Raw genomic sequence first — 19,276 nt, 5'->3', positions numbered from 1 at the left:
GACCCCGGCTGCCGCGACGGCTCTACTGTGAGCCCATGGCCGCCCGCCCCGCCGTACGCCCCGCCGCGCTCCCTCCCGAGCCCGGCCGGGTACGGACCACCCTGTTCACCGTGCTGGTCACGGTGGCCCTGCTGGTCGGCGGTCTCATCACGGCCCTGGTGCTGCTCAGCATCGGGGCCTCCGACGCCCTCGTCGTGGCCGTGGTGCTGGCCGCGTTGCCGGTCGGACCGGTGCTGGCGCTCTACCTGTGGCTCGACCGCTACGAACCCGAGCCGCGCTCCCTGCTGCTGCTGGGTCTCGGCTGGGGTGCCTTGGTCGCCACCAGCGCCGCGATCGTCTTCCAGGCCTTCGACCAGGTGCTGGTGGGACGGCCCGAGGCGGACTCGGCGACGCTCGTGGCCCCGGTGGTGGAGGAGGCGGCGAAGGGTGCGTTCGTGGGCCTCGTCGTGTGGTTGCGGCGCAAGGACCTCGACGGAGTGCTCGACGGGCTGGTGTACGCGGGCTTCGTCGGCATCGGCTTCGCCTTCACCGAGAACGTCCTCTACCTCTCCGCGGCCTACCTCGGCGAGGACGGCGGCGGTGGGGGCCTGGGGTCCGCCGTGGGCCTCTTCGTGCTGCGCGGGCTGATCAGCCCCTTCGCGCACCCGCTCTTCACCTCCTTCATCGGCATCGGTCTGGGTCTCGCGGTCACCTCACGGTCGGGCCTGGTCCGCATCCTCGCCCCGCTGGTCGGCTACGTGCTCGCGGTGGTGACGCACATGATGTGGAACAGCTCCGCGCTCTACGGCGGCGCCGCCGGCTTCCTCGGCACCTACGTCGTGGTGATGCTGCCCGCCTTCGCGGTGCTGGTCGTGCTCGCGGTGTGGGCGCGTCGGCGAGAGCGGCGCATGTTGGAGCGCTCGCTCACCGACGCCGCCGACCGCGGGCTCCTGGATCCTCGCGAGGTGCCGTGGCTGGTGAACCTCGACGGGCGCAAGGCGATGCGTACGCACGCCCGCCGGGTCGGCGGCCGAAGGGCTCGCGACGCCACCGAGCACTACCAGCAGCTCGCGGTGCGTCTGGGGTTCCTGCACCACCGCATGATCCGCGGGAACCCGCCCGAGGACGGTCGCGAACGCGGCGCCCGGCTGCTCGCTCAGATGCAGCAGGTGCGGCCCGCCGTGCGGTTCCCCGGCGACGACCGGGCCGTCTCCGGGGGCGGCTGGTGAGGGCCGCGGGCACGCAGCCGGCCTCGCCCGCGGACCTGGCGGGGCAGGTGCTGGCGTTGCGTACGGAGGCCGCCTCGGCGCCGCTGCCCCTGTCGCTGCCGGGTGCCTCCCAGGCGCGCGCGGACCGCGACGCGCTCGTGGCGCAGCTCGACGACTACGTGCTGCCCCGGCTGGCCTCGCTCGACGCGCCGCTGCTCGCGGTGGTCGGTGGATCGACCGGATCCGGCAAGTCCACGCTGGTCTCCTCGGTGGTCGGGGCGCGGGTCTCCGAGCCCGGCGTGCTGCGACCCACCACCCGGGCGCCGGTGCTGGTGCACCACCCCGAGGACGTGGCCTGGTTCGAGGACACCCGCGTGCTGCCGAGTCTCGCCCGGGTGACCGGGACCGGTCCCGAGCCCGGGCCGGGCGCGCTGCGCCTGGTCGCCCACCCGGGGGTGCCGCGCGGTCTCGCGCTGCTCGACGCACCCGACATCGACTCGGTCGCGGCCGAGAACCGTGCGCTGGCCGCGCAGCTGCTGGCAGCCGCCGACCTGTGGGTCTTCGTGACCACGGCCGCGCGATATGCCGACCAGGTGCCGTGGGGGTTCCTCACGGAAGCGGCCGAGCGCTCCGTCGCCCTCGGGCTCGTGCTCGACCGCACGGACGACGCCGCGGTGGCGGAGGTCGCGGGGCACCTGCGCGAGATGCTGGACGAGCGAGGTCTGGCCGAGGCCCGGCTGATGACGGTGCCCGAGGCAGCGCTCGACGGGCGCGGACTGCTGGCCGCCGACCGGGTCGCTGAGATCCGCGACTGGCTGCACGGTCTCGCGGCCGACGCCGAGGCCCGGGCGGAGGTCGTGCGCCGCACGCTGGACGGCGCCCTCGCCGCCGCGTGCGAACGCGCGGAACACCTCGCCGCGGCCGTCGAGGAGCAGCAGGTCGCGCGCGCAGCACTGGAGCGTGACGCCGCGGCTGCGTACGACGACGCCGTGCGCGACGTCGACGACGCCTGCAGCGACGGGACCCTGCTGCGTGGGGAGGTGCTGGCGCGCTGGCAGGAGTTCGTCGGTGCCGGCAAGGTGCTGCGGGCCCTGGAGACGGGCGCCGGACGGTTGCGCGACCGCGTCGCCGCCGCCGTGACCGGGCGGCCGCCCGCACCGTTGCAGGTCAGCCAGGCGGTGGAGTCGCGGCTCGAGGTGCTGGTGGTCGAGCACGGCGAGCGGGCCGCGGAGCGGGCACGGTCGGCCTGGGTCGCGCACCCGGCGGGCCGCGACCTCCTCGCCGGTGGCGACGCCGACCTCGGGCGCGCCTCGCGCGACCTGCGCGAGCGCACCGAGCGGGCCGTGCGGGAGTGGCAGGCCGGGGTGCTGGAGCTCGTCCGCTCCGAGGGGGCAGAGAAGCGGTCGACGGCGCGGTTCCTCGCCTTCGGCGTCAACGGCCTGGGCGTCGCACTCATGGTCGTCGTCTTCGCCCATACCGGCGGTCTGCTGGCCGGGGCGGAGGTCGGTGTCGCCGGAGGGTCGGCGGTCGTCGGGCAGAAGCTCCTCGAGGCCGTCTTCGGCGACCAGGCCGTACGCCGCCTCGCCGCCCAGGCACGCAACGACCTCTCGCGACGTGTCACCGACCTGATGCTCACCGAGCGTGCGCGCTTCACCGCGCTGCTCGACGGCGGGGATCTGGCCGACCTCGGTGACCACGGGTCCTCGACGGCACCGGACCGCCAGCTGCTGCGTCGCGCCGGCGCCGTCCGCGCGGCCGCCGGCGTCCGCGGCGGGAGGGGGTGGTCGTGAGCCTGCGCGAGCGTGCTCGGGACCTCCTCGGCGCCGGCGTGGACCGGCGCGACGTCGAGCAGCGCGTGGCAGGGCTGGAGCAGGCCGTGTCCGCGTGCGTACGCCACGAGCCCGTCGCCTCGGCGCCCGAGGTCGCAGCGGCCCGGGAGGTGCTCGAGCGCGCGGGCCGGCGGCTCGCGCTGTCGCTGGACCACACCGTGGTGGCCGTGGCGGGTGCCACCGGGTCGGGCAAGTCCTCGCTGTTCAACGCGCTGTGCCGGGCCGAGGTCGCCAAGCCGGGACTGCGGCGTCCCACTACGACCGAGACGAGCGCCGCGGTCTGGCCGGCGCGCGGTGGGGTCGGTGGGGTCGGTGGCGCCGGTGGGGTCGGTGGCGCCGGTGGGGTCGACCCGGACCCCGGCCCGCTGCTGGACTGGATCGGTGCAGCCCGCCGCCACCAGGTCGCGGGCGGGGACCACACCGACCTCGCGGGCACGGTGCTGCTGGACCTGCCCGACCACGACTCGACCCACGTCGAGCACCACGACGAGGTGGACCGGCTCAGCCGCCTCGTCGACGTCTTCGTCTGGGTCGTCGACCCCCAGAAGTACGCCGACGCGGCCCTGCACGACCGCTACCTGGCCCCGCTGCGGCGTCATGCGGGCCGGTCGGTGGTGGTGCTGAACCAGGTGGACCGGCTGCCGCCCGACCAGGTCGAGGTCGTGCTCGCCGACCTCCGGAGGCTGCTGGCCGTCGGCGGACTCGGCGAGGCAGTCGTGCTCCCCGCCTCCGCCACGCGTGGCGACGGGCTGGAACCCCTGGCCGAGGAGATCGCGCGACGCACGGCCGAGCGTGAGGCGGCCCGGGGTCGGCTGCTCGCCGACCTGGTCGATGCCGGAGACCGGCTCGAGCGGGTCGTGGGCACCGTCCCTGCCGGCGAGCTGTCCTTGACGCAGCGGGAGACGGTGGTCGACGCCTGCAGCGCGGCTGCGGGCGTGCCGACGGTCGTCGCCGCCGCGCGCACGTCGGCCCGCCGCCGCGGACGGGTCGCCACCGGGTGGCCGATCACCTCATGGATCGCCGGGCTGCGCCCCGACCCGCTGCGCCGGCTGCACCTGGACCGCGGCCCGCGCTCCGGTGACCTCGTGACGGCGGCGCGCACCTCGCTGCCGCCGCCCGGTGCGGTCGAGCGCGCCCACGTCGAGCGTGCGGTGCGGGACGCGGTCGAGGCACGGTGCGGCGACCTCCCGGAGGTCTGGCGCACGGCGGCGCGCGCGGCCGCGAGCCCGGTGCCCGAGGACCTGGCCGATGCGCTCGACCAGGCGGTCGCCGGTGCCGACCTGGGCCTCGAGCGCCCCCGCGCGTGGATGCGCGGCGTGCGCGTGCTGCAGTGGCTGCTCCTGGCCACCGGCCTGGTGGGCGCGATCTGGCTGCTGCTGAACGCGTTCGCGACGTTTCTCGTGGTGCCGCTGCCCGACCTGGCGCTCGGCGGCCGCGTCGGGACGGTGCCGGTGCCGACGCTTCTGCTCGCCGTCGGCGTCCTCGGCGGCGTCCTGCTCGCGCTGCTGACCCGGTGGTTGGTCTCGGTCTCCGCGGCCCGCTCGGCCCGCCGCATCGACCGCGTGCTGCGCGAGCGCGTGGCCGAGGTCGCGCAGCTCCAGGTGCTGGGGCCCCTGGACGGCGTGTGCCGCGACCAGGTCACGGCGTACGAGGGCGTCCACGGCACCTGAGGCGGGCCGGTTGCCGTGCCCGGGCGCCACCCTGCGGGGTTCTCCACCACCGGAGTCCTCGCCGCTCGCCGGACGCGCGAGACGCCCCCAGGGTGGGCGTACGCGGTGCCCGTCCGGGGCGCCAGGCCCGGGCATTGCCCGGAGGAGGTCCCTCATGTACGACACGCAGGTCACGGTGCAGGGCTGGGTCGGCGGCCCCGTCACGGTCCACGAGTTCGACGCCGACTCCCGCCTCGCGAAGTTCCGCCTCGGCGCCACGCCCCGCGTGCGCCGCGACGGGCAGTGGGTCGACGGCGAGACCGCCTGGTACTCGGTGCGCGCCTGGGGCCAGCTGGGGCGCAACGTCTCCCAGTCCGTGCAGCGCGGCGAGGCGGTCATCGTCACCGGTCGGCTCCGGCGCAGCAGCTGGACCGGCGAGAACGGGGTGGAGAACTCCGACTGGGAGATCGACGCGACCGCCGTCGGCCACGACCTGAGCCGCGGCAACAGTCGCTTCACCAAGCCCGAGGCACGCACGTCGCGCCAGGAGCAGGACGAGGAGCAGCCGGCCGAGGCGGAGGCCCCCGCCGGCGTCGACCCCGACACCGGAGAGATCACCGAAGGCACGGAGCAGGAGAGCTGGCGCGCGCCCGATCCCGCGCTCGTCTGAGCGGCACGCCGCGCCGCCGGGGGCCGCCCCACCCGGCGGTGACGGCGCCCGGGCCGTCGCCCCGTAGGCTCGACAGCATGTCTGAGTACGTCTTCACGTTGCGCAACGTGCGCAAGGCCCACGGCGACAAGGTGGTCCTCGACAACGTCACCCTCTCCTTCCTGCACGGCGCGAAGATCGGCGTCGTCGGGCCCAACGGCACCGGCAAGTCCACCTTGATGAAGATCATGGCCGGGCTCGAGCAGGCCTCGAACGGCGACGCCATTCTCGACCCGGGCGCGACGGTCGGCATGCTTCAGCAGGAGCCGCCGCTGACCGAGGGCGCGACGGTGCTGGAGAACGTCGAGGAGGCCGTCGGCGACATCAAGACCAAGCTCGACCGGTTCAACAAGATCAGCGAGGAGCTCGGCGACCCCGACGCCGACTACGACACCCTCCTCGCCGAGATGGGTGACCTGCAGACCGACCTCGACCACGCCGGCGCCTGGGACCTGGACTCGCGGCTGGACCAGGCGATGGACGCGCTGCGGTGCCCGCCGCCGGACGCCCCGGTCGACAACCTCTCCGGTGGCGAGCGCCGCCGGGTCGCGCTGTGCAAGCTGCTGCTGCAGCAGCCCGACCTGCTGCTCCTCGACGAGCCCACCAACCACCTCGACGCCGAGTCCGTGAACTGGTTGGAGGGGCACCTCGCCACCTACCCCGGCGCCGTGCTGGCCGTGACCCACGACAGGTACTTCCTGGACAACGTCGCCAGCTGGATCCTCGAGCTCGACCGCGGCAAGACGCACCCGTACGAGGGCAACTACTCCACCTACCTGGAGACGAAGAAGTCCCGGCTGAAGGTGGAGGGCGCCAAGGACGCCAAGCGCGCCAAGATGCTCGAGCGCGAGCTGGAGTGGGTGCGCTCGAACCCCAAGGCCCGCCAGGCCAAGTCCAAGTCCCGCCTCGCGCGCTACGAGGAGATGGCGGCCGAGGCCGAGCGCATGAAGAAGATCGACACCGCGGAGATCAACATCCCCGCCGGACCGCGTCTCGGCGACGTGGTGCTGGAGGCCAAGAACCTCACGAAGTCCTTCGGTGACCGCACCCTGATGGAGGACCTCTCGTTCTCGCTGCCGCGCGCGGGCATCGTCGGTGTCATCGGCCCCAACGGCGTCGGCAAGACCACCCTGTTCCGCATGATCATCGGCGAGGAGCAGCCGGACGCCGGCGAGCTGAACGTCGGCAAGACCGTCAAGATCTCCTACGTCGACCAGTCCCGCGGCGGCATCGCGGCGGAGGAGAACGTCTGGCAGGTCGTCTCCGACGGCCTCGACCACATCAAGGTCGCCAACTTCGAGATGCCCAGCCGGGCGTACGTCGCCTCGTTCGGCTTCAAGGGCCCCGACCAGCAGAAGAAGGCCGGCGTGCTCTCCGGCGGAGAGCGCAACCGCCTCAACCTGGCGCTCACGCTCAAGATGGGCGGCAACATGCTGCTGCTCGACGAGCCCACCAACGACCTCGACGTGGAGACGCTGAGCTCGCTGGAGGACGCGTTGCTCGACTTCCCCGGCTGCGCCGTGGTCACCTCCCACGACCGGTGGTTCCTCGACCGGGTCGCGACCCACATCCTCGCGTGGGAGGGCACCGAGGAGAACCCGGCCCAGTGGTTCTGGTTCGAGGGCAACTTCGCGGCGTACGAGCAGAACAAGATCGAGCGCCTCGGCGTCGAGGCAGCCCGGCCCCACCGCGTGACGCACCGCCGCCTCACCCGCGACTGACCGCCGAGAGGGCACAGAATCACGCCGAGAGGGCACAGAATCACCGCCCGAAGGTGATGGCGTGCCCTCTCAGCGGATGTCGGCGTCCGGGTGGCCCTCGGTCAGCGTGTCGGTGATGCGACCGAAGACGTGCCCGACCGCGGCCAGCTGCTCGCGCGACCCCTGGTCGACGAACCAGCGGCGTACGCCACGCACGTGGTCCGGCGCCGCCCGGCGCAGCAGCTCGAGGCCCGCGGGCTCGAGCACTGCATCGACCCCGCGCCCGTCGGACGCGGCCGGCTCGCGGCGTACGAGACCGGCGCGCTCGAGGCGTCCGACGGTGTGGGTCATCCGCGACCGCGAGTGCCGCAGCGAGTCCGAGAGCACCGCCATGCGGCAGCGGTGCTCGTGGGCCTCGGAGAGCCGCACCAGCACCTCGTACTCGCTCAGGGAGACGCGGTGCCGGGTCTGCAGCTCACGGTCGAGCTGGTCCAGCAGCCACGTCGAGCCGACGACGTAGGCCCGCCAGACCTCCTGCTCGTCGGCCGAGAGCCACGGCACCTCCCCCTCGACACCGGAGTGGGACGGCGGCGTCGGGACGTGCGAGGGGGGAGGTGCCTGGCTCATCGGGTCAGCTCATCCGTTCCACGATCATCGCCATGCCCTGGCCGCCACCGACGCACATCGTGATGAGGCCGGTCTGCTTGTCGTGGTGCTGCAGCGAGTTGAGCATCGTGGCCTGCAGCCGCGCGCCGGTCATCCCGAAGGGGTGGCCGATGGCGATGGCGCCACCGTTGACGTTGAGACGGTCGATGTCGATGCCGAGGTCCTTGTAGGAGGGCACGACCTGGGCCGCGAACGCCTCGTTGATCTCGACGAGATCGATGTCGTCGATGCTCATGCCGGCGTTCGCGAGCGCCCGCCGGGAGGACTCCACTGGACCCAGACCCATGATCTCCGGCGAGAGGCCGGACACGCCGGTGGAGACGATGCGCGCCAGCGGCGTCAGGCCCAGCTCGGCGGCCTTGGTGTCGCTCATGACGACCACGGCGGCGGCGCCGTCGTTCAGCGGGCAGCAGTTGCCGGCCGTGACGACACCGTCCTCGCGGAAGACGGGCTTCAGACCGGAGACCTGGTCGTAGGTCACGCCGGCCCGCGGGCCGTCGTCGGAGTCCACGACGGTGCCGTCGGGTGCGGTGACCGGGGTGATCTCCTTGGCCCAGAAGCCGTCGGCGATGGCCTTCTCGGCCAGGTTCTGGCTGCGGACGCCGAACTCGTCGAGCTCCTTGCGGTCGAGCCCCCGCAGCTTCGCGACGTTCTCCGCGGTGAATCCCATGCCGATGTAGGCGTCGGGGACGTCGCCGTCCTCCCGTGGGTCGTGCCAGTCGCGGCCCTGGGCCGCGGTGTCCTTCGTGCGCTGCTGCGCCTCGTCGAAGACGGGGTTCTGCGTGTCGGGGATGTGGTCGGAGGTGCCCTTGCGGAACCGGGAGACCGTCTCGACGCCCGCGGAGATGATGCAGTCGGCCTCGCCCGCCTTGATCGCGTGCAGCGCCATGCGGGAGGTCTGCACCGAGGAGGAGCAGTAGCGGGTGATGGTCGCGCCCGGCACCTGGTCCATCCCGAGCAGCACGGAGACGACGCGCGCCATGTTGTGGCCGGACTCGCCGCCGGGCAGCCCGCAGCCCAGCAGCAGGTCGTCGATGTGGTCGGGCTGCAGTGCCGGGACCTTGTCCAGGGCGGCCTGCACCATCAGCGCGGCGAGGTCGTCGGGTCGGAAGTCCTTCAGCGAGCCCTTGTTGGCGCGGCCGATGGGTGAACGTGCGGTGGAGACGATGACGGCCTCGGGCATGAGAGCTCCTCAGGGTCGGTGGACGGACTCGGGTGCGACGCCGAGCCTAGTCCCGGCCCCGGTCGTCGCAGGCTGCGGGCGTGGGCCAGCATGGGTCCGTGACCAGCCCCCACACGTACGCCTGCCCCCTGCGCTGGGGCGACCTGGACATGCTCGGGCACACCAACAACGTGCGCTACCTCGACTACGTCGGTGAGGCCCGCACCGCGCTCCTGGCGGCCGCGGGGCTGCCGGTGGAAGGGCCGCACCGGGTGCGCGTCGACGTACGCCGCCAGGACGTCAGCTTCGACGCGCCGCTGATGTTCCGCGAGGCCCCGGTCACCGTGGAGTCAGTCGTCGTCGACGCCGCAGCCGACCTGGTGGTGCTCGAGCAGAGCGTCGTCGACCGTCCGGGCGAGGGCGCGGTGCCGGGATCCGCCGGCGCGCCGCGGGTGTACTTCCGCGCCCGGACGGAGCTCACCGCCGCCGACGCCTCGGGTGCTCCTCGTCCCTGGGGCGCCGACGAGCTCGACGGTCTCTCCCGCTTCGGCGGCACGGCCCAGGAGCCGCCGCTGCGTCCCGAGGTCGCCGCCGACCTGGTGCCCGTACGCGCCGACACGGTGCCGGCCGGGGCGACGTCCTACCCGGTCCGGGTGCGGTGGCGCGACGTCAGCGCCGACGGACGCGTCGGCGACGAGGAGTTCGTCGAGTACCTCCAGGAGGCGCGGCTGCGGATGCTCGGGCTGGAGCGGTGGCTGGGCCACGGGGATGCCTCCATGCCTGCGGGTGGCTTCGACAACCTGCTCGTCGTGGCGCGCACCTCGGTGCGCCACGTGCGTGCGGCGCACTTCCGGTTGGAGCCGTACGAGGTCCTCTCGTGGGTGAGCCGCATCGGCGGGGCGTCCTTCGACGTGACCTCGGTGATCCGCGACCCGCTGCGCGAGGGGTCCGAGGCGGTGCTCGGCAGCGGTCGGGTCGTGCTCGTGGCCTTCGACGCGCGCGAGCAGCGGTCGGCGGAGCTCACGCAGAGCTCGCGGGGCGTGCTCGAGAGCCTGCGGGGCTGAGCAGCCACGGGGCGTCCGTCGCGATGGCCTCGACGACGGCAGGCAGCACCTCCTTGGCCGTGCGCTTGTAGCCCAGCGGGCTGGGATGGAACCGGTCGAGGCTGAACATGCCGTCCGGATCGGTCAGGAAGAAGGGGCCGACGGCGCGTGCCAACGAGACCGGGTGCGCGCCGCTGCGCAGGCACGCCCGGTGCTGGGCGGCGGCCAGGGCCCGCGAGGCGTGCGAGCCGAGCGTACGCAGCGGCTGGGGCACGGGTCGGAGGGCGCCGAGGTCGGGACACGTGCCGACGACGACCACCGCGCCCGCACCACGCAGGCGCGCGATCGCCTCCTCGAGGTGCGCGACGGAGGTGGCCGTCGGCACCCGGTGCGTGACGTCGTTGCCACCGACGACGATGACCGCGACATCGGGCGGGCAGTCGTCCTGCACGCGATCCACCTGGGCGGTGAGGTCCGCGGACTCGGAGCCGACGACGGCCAGGGTCGTCAGCCGGACCGACCGTCGCAGCTCTTTCGCGAGGTAGCGCGCCAGGCGGCCCCCGAGGGTCTCCTTGCGTCGGTCGGCGCCCAGCCCGGCGGCGATGGAGTCACCCAGCAGGACCAGGTGCAACGGGTCGCCGTAGCTGCGCTTCCACACCCGGTCGGCGTCGGGCACCGACTCGCCGAGGGGCTGCCCGATCAGCCGGCGGGCGTGCTGCGCCTGACGGTGCAGCAGCTCCCTCGCGGCGTACCGGGAGAGGCCGAGTCCACCGCCGACGGCGAGAGCGACCGCGGACACGAGACGCACGTCGACGCGCCTCACCGCCCGCTCGTCCACGCGGCCACGCTGTCGGGTGCCGGTGAACGGACCGTGTCACTGCAGGGTGTTGACCATGAACTGCGCGGCGTGGTCGACGTACTCACGGAAGCGGGCGTCGTGCTCCGGAGCGAGCTCTTCGGCGTCCAGGGCGGCGTGGAAGTGGCGCAGCCAGTGCTCGGCCGCCGTCGGCGTCACGGGGAACGGGGCGTGGCGCATCCGCAGCCGCGGGTGCCCTCGGGTGTCGGAGTAGGTCGTCGGGCCGCCCCAGTACTGCATGAGGAACAGCCGGAACCGCTCCTCGGCCGGCGCGAGGTCGGCCTCGGGATACATCGGGCGCAGCACCTCGTCCTCGGCGACGCCGGCGTAGAAGCGCTGCACGATGCGGGTGATCACCGGCTCGCCGCCGATGGCGTCGTAGAAGGTCTGCTCGGTCGGCTGGCTCACGCCCCCAGTCTCCCAGGCGGCACGAGCTCAGCGAAGGCGGCGTACGTAGCGACGTGCGGCATCGATCTCCGCCCGCCGCGACTCCCAGGTCGCTCCCACCAGGAGCAGCGCCGCGCCGACACCACCGGCCACGATCCACCACGGCACCACGCTGGAGACCGGCCCCAGCATCCGTACGCCGACGACGAGCAGAGCGGCGCCACCGGTGAGCAACGGCGCCGACAGGCCGCCCAGGGCGCCCCACGTCAACGCGGCGACGCCCAGGGCCACGACCAAGAGGGTCCGCGTCCCCAGCGGCTCGGTGAGGCTCAGCAGCAGGGTGGGCGTGAGGGTGAGCGTCAGCGCCGGGGCCAGCGCCCGGCGACTGCTCGTGCCCGGCCGGCGCCGCAGCTGCCATGCGCCGAGCGCCAGCAGCACCGCCCCGGCGCCGAGGGAGACGACCTCCGGCGGGGGCCCGCCGGCGATCGAGCGGGCGGCCGAGGCGCCGAGGAGCAGGGCGCTGCCGACCCAGGCGGGGGTCCCGTCGTCGGGTGCGGTGACGGTGACGAGCACGGCGAGGATGCCGGCGACCAGCAGGATCCAGGTGCTGTCGGCGGCCGAGCGGCCCTCGAGCTGGGCGACCACGGCGAGCAGCGCCGCGGCCCCTGCCGCCTGCCTGTGCGGCAGAGGTCGGCGCAGCAGACCGAGAGTGACGACCCACGCGCCGACGGCGACGACGACGGCCAGGGCCCCGGCGAGGGGCGGGAGGTCGAGACCCGGTAGTCCGGTCATGAGCGCCCAGGCGCCTGCGCCCGTGGCGACAGCGGCAGCGACTGCTCCGACGGCGAGCGGCGGGTCGAGCTGCGCGAGCGTGCCGCCCGGTGCGGGGGCGGTACGGCCCGGCGGGGGGAGACGGAACGCCATGGTCCCCGCGACCAGCGTGACGAGGGTCAGGCTCACGACGAGCAGCGGCGCCGAGGGCACGGAGGTCTTGACGAGCAGGGCCGCCGAGCCGGCCAGTACGACGACGGCGGTGGGCCCGGGCGAGGCGTACGCCGCCGCGGCCGCGGCCAGCACCGCCGCAGCAAGCGTCGCCACGACCGTCCACAGGGGCGCCTGCGGAGCGACGGCGCACGCGGCCGTCACGACCAGCAGCACGGCCGGAGTGACGGGTCGCGCGGCTCGTACGCCGCGGTGGAGCCCGGGGGCGGGTGAGGCCTCGGCGATCCGCGGCAGCGTGGCCGCGACGACCGCGAGAAGCACCGGAGCGGCCCACCACCAGTCGGTCACCGAGCCGGTCGGCAGTCCGGGGGCGTCGGCCGACAGGGGTCCCCGGCGCTCCCCGGCCACCACCAGGGTTTGCGCTGTCGCCAGACCGACCAGGACGACGGCGCCGACGGCGAGCAGCGCGTACGCCGCGAGGAGTCCCTGCGCCCGACGGCGGACGGGACCGTCCACGTCGGAGAAGTCGACGGCGGGCGAGCCCAGCGTGGCGATCAGGAGGAGCAGCGCCCCGCCGACCAGTGCCGCGGCGTTGAGGTGCGGCTCGGGGGAGAGCGTGGCGCGGCTGTAGCCGGTGGTCGCCGCGGCGCCGGCGAGCACGAGGAGCACCGCGGCAGCCCCGGCACCGGCGGCCTGCGCCCAGCCGATGGCTTTGCCCGGGAGACGGGTGAACGGGGCGTACGCCACGCCCGCGGCGAGGAGGAACGCGACGATGACGTCGGCGTAGCGGACGGGCTGCCAGGCGGCGTAGCCGCCGTCCACGACGGTCGTCAGGCCGACCACGACGATCGCCGCCCAGGCCGCGACCGTCGCCGCGGAAGCCCCGGCCGCCGTGACACGCAGCCGGCTGCGTACGCCCACGACGGACAGCCCGAGGGCGAGCAGGAGGACCGGCAGCGCCGCGCCGGAGCCGAGCAGCGGGAGGTCGGGATCGAGTCCCGTCAGGGCCGCGGCGGCCACGGCGCCCAGCACGAGCGTGCTCACCTCGAGCAGCGTCGGCACCGCCAGGTCGCGGCGGTGCAGGGCCTGCGCGACCGCCACCGCCGCACCCGCGAGCGCGAGGCCCGCGCCCAGCGCCCACGCCGCCTCGGCGCGGCCGGTCCCGGGCCCGAGCAGGAGGAGCCCGACCAGGGAGACGAACAGACTGAGCGGCCAGAGTGCCTCCGCGGCGATCCGCAGTCGGCGGCGCGAGGCGGCCCAGGCACCTGACCCGATGCCCAGCGCGATGACCAGCAGCAGGAGGGCCCGGCCGATCTCGGGGAGGAGGAACCAGGTGAAGGCGGCGAACAGCAGCACGGCCACCGCCAGCAGCAGCGCACCGACGGTCAGCAGGACGAGCGGCACCGTCGCGGACGGCAGGCGCGAGCCCCGCTCGGGCCGGGGACGCCCGGCGGGGGCGGGGGCGGGGGCGGTGACGGTCTCCGGAGCCGGGTCGCGGGACGCCGAGGAGCGTGCGCGCAGCTCGGCGAGCACGTCGTCGGCCTCGGAGAGCAGCGAGAAGAGGCGCTGGGCCTCAGGTCCGTCCAGCGCCAGGCCGCAGGCCCGGCACGCAGGTCGACCCTCCAGCGCGGCACGGCAGTCCGGGCACCGGGTCGGGTCCGCCCAGCGGGCGGCCGGACGCTGCGTGGTCATGCGCACAGCATGACCGCAGGATCAGCCGGAGTGCTCGACCTGACCGCTGGAGACGACCGTGCCGTCGTCGCTGCGGTGCCACACGACGCGCTGGCTGAAGGGGATCTCGATGCCCTCGGCGTCGAAGCGGGTCTTGATGCGCTGACGCATCTCGCGGGCGACGGCCCACTGCTGCAGCGGCGCGGTCTTGAGGACGACCCTCACCACGACCGAGTCGGCCGCGAGCTCCTGGACGCCCCAGACCTCCGGCGCCTCGATGACCTTGCCCTTGAACTCCTCGGCCTCGAACAGGTCCTTGGCGACCTCGCCGAGCACGTCGCGCACGCGCTGGATGTCCTCGCCGTACGCGACGCCGATGTCCAGCACGGTGCGCGCCCAGTTCATCGACTGGTTGCCCACGCGCAGGATCTCGCCGTTGCGGACGTACCAGACCGTGCCGTCGACGGCGCGGACGCGGGTGATGCGCAGACCGACCGACTCCACGGTGCCGATGGCCTCACCGAGGTCGACCACGTCCCCGACGCCGTACTGGTCCTCGAGCAGGATGGCGATGCCGGAGAGGAAGTCCGAGACCAGCGACTGGGCGCCGAAGCCGATGGCCAGCCCGAGCACACCGGCCGAGGCGAGGATCGGGGCCACGTCGGCGCCGACCTCGGCAAGGGCCATGACGACCGCGATGCCGAAGATGACCGCGGTCGCGATGTTCTTCAGCAGCGAGCCCATCGACTGTGCCCGCTGCGTGCGCCGCGAGCTGCCCGGCGTCGCCGCGACCTCGACGGACCGCCCGATCGAGCCCAGGCGGCCCGGGAGGCGACCGTGCTCGGCGCCCTTCATGATGCGGTCGATGCCCCGGTGCGCGAGCCAGCGCACGATGATCGCGCCGAGGAGGATCACCACGACCGAGACCGCCGCCGGGGCGGCGGTGTCGGTCAGCCAGGGGAGGAGGGTGTCGCGCAGCCATCCGCCCGCCTGCTCGGCGGACTCGCTGACCTGGTTGCTGTCGGGCTGGTTCTGAGCGGACACCGAGGAAGACATGCAGCGGAGGCTAGCGAGGGCGCCCGGTCGCGACCAACCGTCGCGCTCGTCCCCTGGGACCACGCGCCCGGAGCGAGGGTGGGCGACAGTGTGGGGTGGGGCGTGATCACCGTCGCACCCGACGTCAGGCCGGTCACGTCCACCGCTGCGGGTGCGCGTGCGACGGCTCGGAATGGATAACCTCGCAGGTGTGAGTACGACGACGCCGACCTCGACGACCCCCACGCCGCGCCGCGTCCTGACGCGCCCCCGCGTGGTCGCCGGCCTCGCTGCCGGTGTGGCTGTGAGCATCGTGACCTCGCCGTCGGCCGCGTACGCCGTGGCGGCCGAGGGATGGCCGGAGGCGCCGGAGGTCTCCGTGCTGCGTCTGCTGACGCTGGTCCTGCTCGTCCCGCTCGGCCTGGCCGTCGTGCTCGGAGTGGCGTTCGCCCTGCCGGGTCTGGCCTCGGACCGCAGGCAGAAGTCGGGCTCCTCGGTGCCCGCGACGTGGATGGGCGGCCCGAAGGGCGGCGCCGGCGACCTGCCCGAGGGCAGCTCGGCCACCGACGACACCGGCAGCGACGCGCGGGGCGGTTCCAGTGCTGGGTGGTGACAAGGGTGCGCTGAGCAAGTCCGAGCGCACGCGCGTCGACTCGGCGATGCGCGACGCGGAGATGCGTACGCGCCTGGAGTTCTCCGTCTTCGTCGGACCGCTGACCGGGGAGGACACCCGTGCGGCCGCGCGCGACCTGCACGGTCGTCTGCGCTCACCGGGACGCTCGGTGCTCATCGCGGTCGCGCCCGACCGCCGCGTCATCGAGGTCGTCACGGGTGAGCAGGCCGAGGAGCGGCTCTCCGCGGGCGAGCTCGACCGCATCACCGGCGAGATGGCCGACTGCTTCTCCCGCGACGACGTCGCGGGAGGGCTCGTGCACGGACTGGGCGCGATCGCCCAGTCGTGCCAGCGTGGCAAGCAGGCAGAGCGTACGGAGCGGTCCGGCGGTGCCGACCCGGCCCCGGGCCGGCACCGCGCAGACGCCTGAGTCAGACTCTCCTCACGCGTCCTGGGCGTCGCTGGCCTGCGCCCGCAGCGCCCGGGCTGCCTCGTCGCGGCCCTCGCGGACGTACCGCTTCGCGGCCTCCGGCGCGGCGGTCTCCTCCAGCCAGCGGTCGACCCGGTCGATGAGACCGTCGGAGGCCAGCGGCACCGGGAACATGTACTCCAGCACCGTCGAGGCGCGCTGGGTGCCCTTGGACTCCCAGATCGACTCGGCCGCGGTGAGGTACTGCTCCACGAACGGCTCCAGCGCCGCCGGGTTGCGCCCCCCGGTGAACGCGGTCGCCACCGACCGCTGGGTCTCGTTCGCGACGTCGTCGCGCTCCACGGCGTCGCGCCAGGCCTCCTGCTTCGCCTCCACCGTGGGGCGTACGGCGAGGGCCGCTGCCGCACGCTCCTGACCCGAGATGGTCGCGTCGCGATCACGCTCGGCCGCGATCTCCTCGGCGCCGGCCCGGCCCGCGGCGGCCAGCGCGCTGAGCAGGGTCCAGCGGAGGTCGGTGTCGATCTCGAGACCGTCGAGCGAGGCCTCGCCGGCCAGCAGCTGCTCGAGGTGGTCGAGGGCCTCGTCGGTGACGGACGCGGCGGCGTACGCGCGGACGAAGGCGAGCTGGTGGTCGCTGCCCGGCTCGGCGTCGCGCAGCAGCCCGCGGACGCCGGCCTCCCAGCGGCGACGCAGGGCGTCGCGGTCGGCCGGTGCGGTGAAGCGCTCCACGGCCTGTCGGGCGTACATCGGCACGCGGCCGAGGGCGGTGACGTCGCTCTCGCTGCCCAGCGCGCGCACCACCAGGTCGACGTAGTCGCGGGCGCGCATCTCGGCGTCGCGCGTCATGTCCCAGGCGGCGCCCCAGCAGAGCGAGCGCGCGAGGGAGTCCTCGAGCGAGGCGAGGTTCTGCACCACGGTGCGCAGGGACCGCTCGCCGAGGCGGATCTTGGCGTACGTCAGGTCCCCGTCGTTGAGCAGCAACAGGTCGGGCTCGAGCTCACCGGCCAGCTCCTCGACGACCGTGCGCTCGCCGCGTACGTCGGTCTCGACGCGTCGCCGCAGCGCCAGTCGGCCGTCGGTCAGGTCGTAGAGGCCGACGCCGATGCGGTGGCGCCGCAGCGTGGGGTACGCCTCGATGGCCGTCTGCGCCACCGCGACCTCCGCCATCCGACCGTCGTCGGTCACGGTCACCTCGGGACGCAGCGTGTTGACGCCGGAGGTCTGCAGCCACTCGGCGACCCACGGCCGCAGCTCGCGACCGGAGGCCGCCTCGAGCTGGGAGAGCAGGTCCTCCAGGTCGGTGTTGCCGAAGGCGTGCTCGGCGAAGTAGGCACGCAGACCGCGGACGAACTCCTCCTCGCCGACCCAGGCGACGAGCTGCTTGAGCGCGGACGCGCCCTTGGCGTAGGTGATGCCGTCGAAGTTGACCTCGACGGCGTGCAGGTCGTGGTTGTCGGCGGCGACCGGGTGGGTCGAGGGCAGCTGGTCCTGGCGGTAGGCCCACACCTTGCGGGCGGTCGCGAAGGAGGTCCAGGCCTCGGTGTACTCCGTGGCGTTCGCCATCGCCCAGTGCGAGGCCCACTCGGCGAAGGACTCGTTGAGCCAGAGGTCGTCCCACCAGCGCATCGTCACGAGATCGCCGAACCACATGTGGGCCATCTCGTGGAGGATCGTGTTGGCGCGGGACTCGTAGAACGCGGCGGTCTGACGGCTCCGGGGCAGGTACTCGTCGCGGAAGGTGACGCAGCCCGCGTTCTCCATCGCCCCCATGTTGTACTCGGGCACGAACAGCTGGTCGTAGGTCCCGAAGGGGTAGGCGGAGTCGAAGGCCTCCTCGAAGAACGCGAACCCCTGCTTGGTGACCTGAAGCAGGCGGTCGACGTCGAGGTCGGGCTGCTTGGAGGCACGGCAGTAGAGCCCGAGGGGGATCTCGCCGCCCCGGCCCGCGTAGGAGTCGCGCACCTCGACGTACTCGCCGGCCACGAGCGCGGTGATGTAGGTCGACATGCGCTCGGTCGGGGCGAAGCGCCAGGTGCCTGCGCCCTCGCCGGCCGGCTCGGGCTCGACCCGGGGGGAGTTGGAGACCACCAGCCAGTGGTCCGGCGCGGTGACCGTGAAGGTGAAGACGGCCTTGAGGTCGGGCTGCTCGAAGCACGCGTAGACGCGGCGCGCGTCCGGCACCTCGAACTGGGTGTAGAGGTAGACCTTGTCGTCGGCCGGGTCGACGAAGCGGTGCAGACCCTCGCCGGTGCGGGAGTAGCGGCAGCGGGCGCGGACGACGAGCTCGTTGTCGGCCTGCAGCTCGGGCAGGGGCAGGCGACCGTCGGTGTGGGAACCGGGGTCCAGCGGCTCGCCGTTCAGCGTCGCCGCCTCGACCTCCGCCCCGACGAGGTCGATCCAGGTGCTCGCGCCGAGGCCCTCCTCCGTGGCCGAGAAGCGGACGGTCGTGACCGAGCCGAAGGTGTCGGGTCCGGTCGTGAGGTCGAGCTCGACGTCGTAGGTGTCGACGCTGAGGAGGGAGGCGCGGGTGCGCGCCTCGTCGCGGGTCAGGTTGGTTCCAGGCATGGCGCGAGGCTAGTCCCGGTGGTCGAGGAGCGAGGCGCCAGCCGAGCCGCGAGACCCGGAACATCTTCGCCGCCCGGGTGGTTGAGACCGGCATGACCTCCACCGCTCCTGAGACCACGCAGACCGCTGACTTCTGGTTCGACCCGCTGTGCCCCTGGGCGTGGATGACCTCGCGCTGGATGCTCGAGGTCGAGCAGGTGCGCCCGGTGACCACGCGCTGGCACGTCATGAGCCTGGCGGTGCTCAACGAGGGCCAGGACGTGCCCGAGGAGTACGCCGAGGCGATGAAGCGTGCCTGGGGCCCCGTACGCGTGTGCATCGCCGCCGCCCAGGACCACGGCGACGAGGTGCTGCTGCCGCTCTACACCGCCCTGGGCAACCGCATCCACCTCCAGGACCGCACCCCGGACCGCCCCCTCATCGAGGAGGCCCTCCGTGAGGTCGACCTCCCCGTCGAGCTCGCCGCGGCGGCGGAGTCCGAGGCGTACGACGAGCAGCTGCGCGCCTCCCACCAGGACGGCATCGACCGCGTCGGCCAGGACGTCGGCACCCCGGTGATCGAGGTCGAGGGCACCGCGTTCTTCGGCCCGGTCGTGACGCCCACGCCGAAGGGCGAGGCGGCCGGTCGGCTCTGGGACGGTGCCGTGCTCGTCGCGAGCACTCCCGGCTTCTTCGAGCTCAAGCGCAGCCGCGACAAGGGCCCCGACTTCTCCTGAGCAGAGAGCCGTACGCCTCCGGCGGTGTCGAGACGCTCGGCCGGCGCCTCGCTGCTCGACCACCGGCCCGGGAGCCTCGCCCCTCCACCGACCTGGCCGTCTCACTAGGGTGACGC

At 73.8% G+C, this 19,276-nt stretch carries 16 protein-coding genes; 9 read left to right on the top strand and 7 right to left on the bottom strand.

The features are described from left to right. Positions 1 to 35 precede the first annotated feature (35 nt). The 5 genes from KLP28_04010 to ettA all read left to right on the top strand — a co-directional run bounded on the left by KLP28_04010 (position 36) and on the right by ettA (position 7,095). A complete protein-coding gene (locus tag KLP28_04010; protein QWC85915.1) occupies positions 36 to 1,208 on the top strand; it encodes a PrsW family intramembrane metalloprotease in 1,173 nt (390 codons plus the stop codon). Then, positions 1,205 to 2,977 carry an ABC transporter gene (locus KLP28_04005; protein QWC85914.1) on the top strand — a complete coding sequence of 591 codons (1,773 nt, stop codon included), beginning with the start codon at positions 1,205 to 1,207 and terminating at the stop codon, positions 2,975 to 2,977. The genes KLP28_04010 and KLP28_04005 overlap by 4 nt, the downstream gene beginning before the upstream one ends. Then, complete coding sequence (locus KLP28_04000) at positions 2,974 to 4,686, top strand: 50S ribosome-binding GTPase (protein QWC85913.1); 1,713 nt, start codon at positions 2,974 to 2,976, stop codon at positions 4,684 to 4,686. Before KLP28_04005 ends, KLP28_04000 begins: the two co-directional genes overlap by 4 nt. 154 nt (positions 4,687 to 4,840) lie before the next feature. Then, positions 4,841 to 5,335: a single-stranded DNA-binding protein gene (locus KLP28_03995; GenBank protein ID QWC85912.1), complete on the top strand. Its 495-nt coding sequence runs from the start codon at positions 4,841 to 4,843 to the stop codon at positions 5,333 to 5,335. Between the two features lie 77 nt (positions 5,336 to 5,412). Further along, on the top strand, positions 5,413 to 7,095 hold the full coding sequence (ettA, locus tag KLP28_03990; GenBank protein QWC85911.1) for an energy-dependent translational throttle protein EttA: 1,683 nt from the start codon (positions 5,413 to 5,415) through the stop codon (positions 7,093 to 7,095). Positions 7,096 to 7,164: 69 nt separating this feature from the next. Here ettA and KLP28_03985 read toward each other — a convergent pair whose 3' ends face one another. After that, positions 7,165 to 7,701: a MarR family winged helix-turn-helix transcriptional regulator gene (locus KLP28_03985; GenBank protein ID QWC85910.1), complete on the bottom strand. Its 537-nt coding sequence runs from the start codon at positions 7,699 to 7,701 to the stop codon at positions 7,165 to 7,167. A gap of 4 nt (positions 7,702 to 7,705) precedes the next feature. Further along, positions 7,706 to 8,923, bottom strand: coding sequence for an acetyl-CoA C-acetyltransferase (locus KLP28_03980; GenBank protein ID QWC85909.1), 1,218 nt, complete (start codon positions 8,921 to 8,923; stop codon positions 7,706 to 7,708). 98 nt (positions 8,924 to 9,021) lie between these two features. Between KLP28_03980 and KLP28_03975 the strand changes: the two genes are divergently transcribed. Next, the gene (locus KLP28_03975; GenBank protein ID QWC85908.1) at positions 9,022 to 9,966 is read left to right on the top strand and encodes an acyl-[acyl-carrier-protein] thioesterase; all 945 of its coding nucleotides are present in this window, start codon (positions 9,022 to 9,024) and stop codon (positions 9,964 to 9,966) included. Here KLP28_03975 and KLP28_03970 read toward each other — a convergent pair. Genes KLP28_03970 through KLP28_03955 form a run of 4 tightly spaced genes read right to left on the bottom strand, consistent with a single transcriptional unit; the run spans position 9,923 to position 14,857 of the window. Beyond that, positions 9,923 to 10,768 (bottom strand): SGNH/GDSL hydrolase family protein, encoded by an 846-nt coding sequence (locus tag KLP28_03970; protein QWC86786.1) that lies wholly within the window; start codon positions 10,766 to 10,768, stop codon positions 9,923 to 9,925. The genes KLP28_03975 and KLP28_03970 overlap by 44 nt on opposite strands. A 51-nt stretch (positions 10,769 to 10,819) precedes the next feature. Further along, positions 10,820 to 11,209, bottom strand: a complete 390-nt coding sequence (locus KLP28_03965; GenBank protein ID QWC85907.1) for a globin — start codon at positions 11,207 to 11,209, stop codon at positions 10,820 to 10,822. Positions 11,210 to 11,236: 27 nt separating this feature from the next. Further along, a complete protein-coding gene (locus tag KLP28_03960) occupies positions 11,237 to 13,822 on the bottom strand; it encodes a hypothetical protein (GenBank protein QWC85906.1) in 2,586 nt (861 codons plus the stop codon). A 21-nt stretch (positions 13,823 to 13,843) separates the two neighbouring features. Then, a complete protein-coding gene (locus KLP28_03955) occupies positions 13,844 to 14,857 on the bottom strand; it encodes a mechanosensitive ion channel family protein (protein ID QWC85905.1) in 1,014 nt (337 codons plus the stop codon). Positions 14,858 to 15,047: 190 nt separating this feature from the next. On the opposite strand from KLP28_03955, the gene KLP28_03950 reads away from it, so the two are divergent. Beyond that, entirely contained in the window at positions 15,048 to 15,449 is a 402-nt protein-coding gene (locus KLP28_03950) for a hypothetical protein (protein QWC85904.1), read from the top strand. Then, positions 15,436 to 15,879 carry a DUF5130 domain-containing protein gene (locus KLP28_03945; protein ID QWC85903.1) on the top strand — a complete coding sequence of 148 codons (444 nt, stop codon included), beginning with the start codon at positions 15,436 to 15,438 and terminating at the stop codon, positions 15,877 to 15,879. The genes KLP28_03950 and KLP28_03945 overlap by 14 nt, the downstream gene beginning before the upstream one ends. A 12-nt stretch (positions 15,880 to 15,891) precedes the next feature. Here KLP28_03945 and pepN read toward each other — a convergent pair whose 3' ends face one another. Next, positions 15,892 to 18,444, bottom strand: coding sequence for an aminopeptidase N (gene pepN / locus KLP28_03940; protein ID QWC85902.1), 2,553 nt, complete (start codon positions 18,442 to 18,444; stop codon positions 15,892 to 15,894). Between the two features lie 92 nt (positions 18,445 to 18,536). On the opposite strand from pepN, the gene KLP28_03935 reads away from it, so the two are divergent. Next, complete coding sequence (locus KLP28_03935; protein QWC85901.1) at positions 18,537 to 19,160, top strand: disulfide bond formation protein DsbA; 624 nt, start codon at positions 18,537 to 18,539, stop codon at positions 19,158 to 19,160. Positions 19,161 to 19,276: the final 116 nt, after the last annotated feature.

The organism is Nocardioidaceae bacterium (assembly GCA_018672315.1).
In the GTDB taxonomy this organism is placed as follows: Bacteria; Actinomycetota; Actinomycetes; order Propionibacteriales; family Nocardioidaceae; genus TYQ2.
This window is presented reverse-complemented; position numbering and strand designations above follow the sequence as displayed.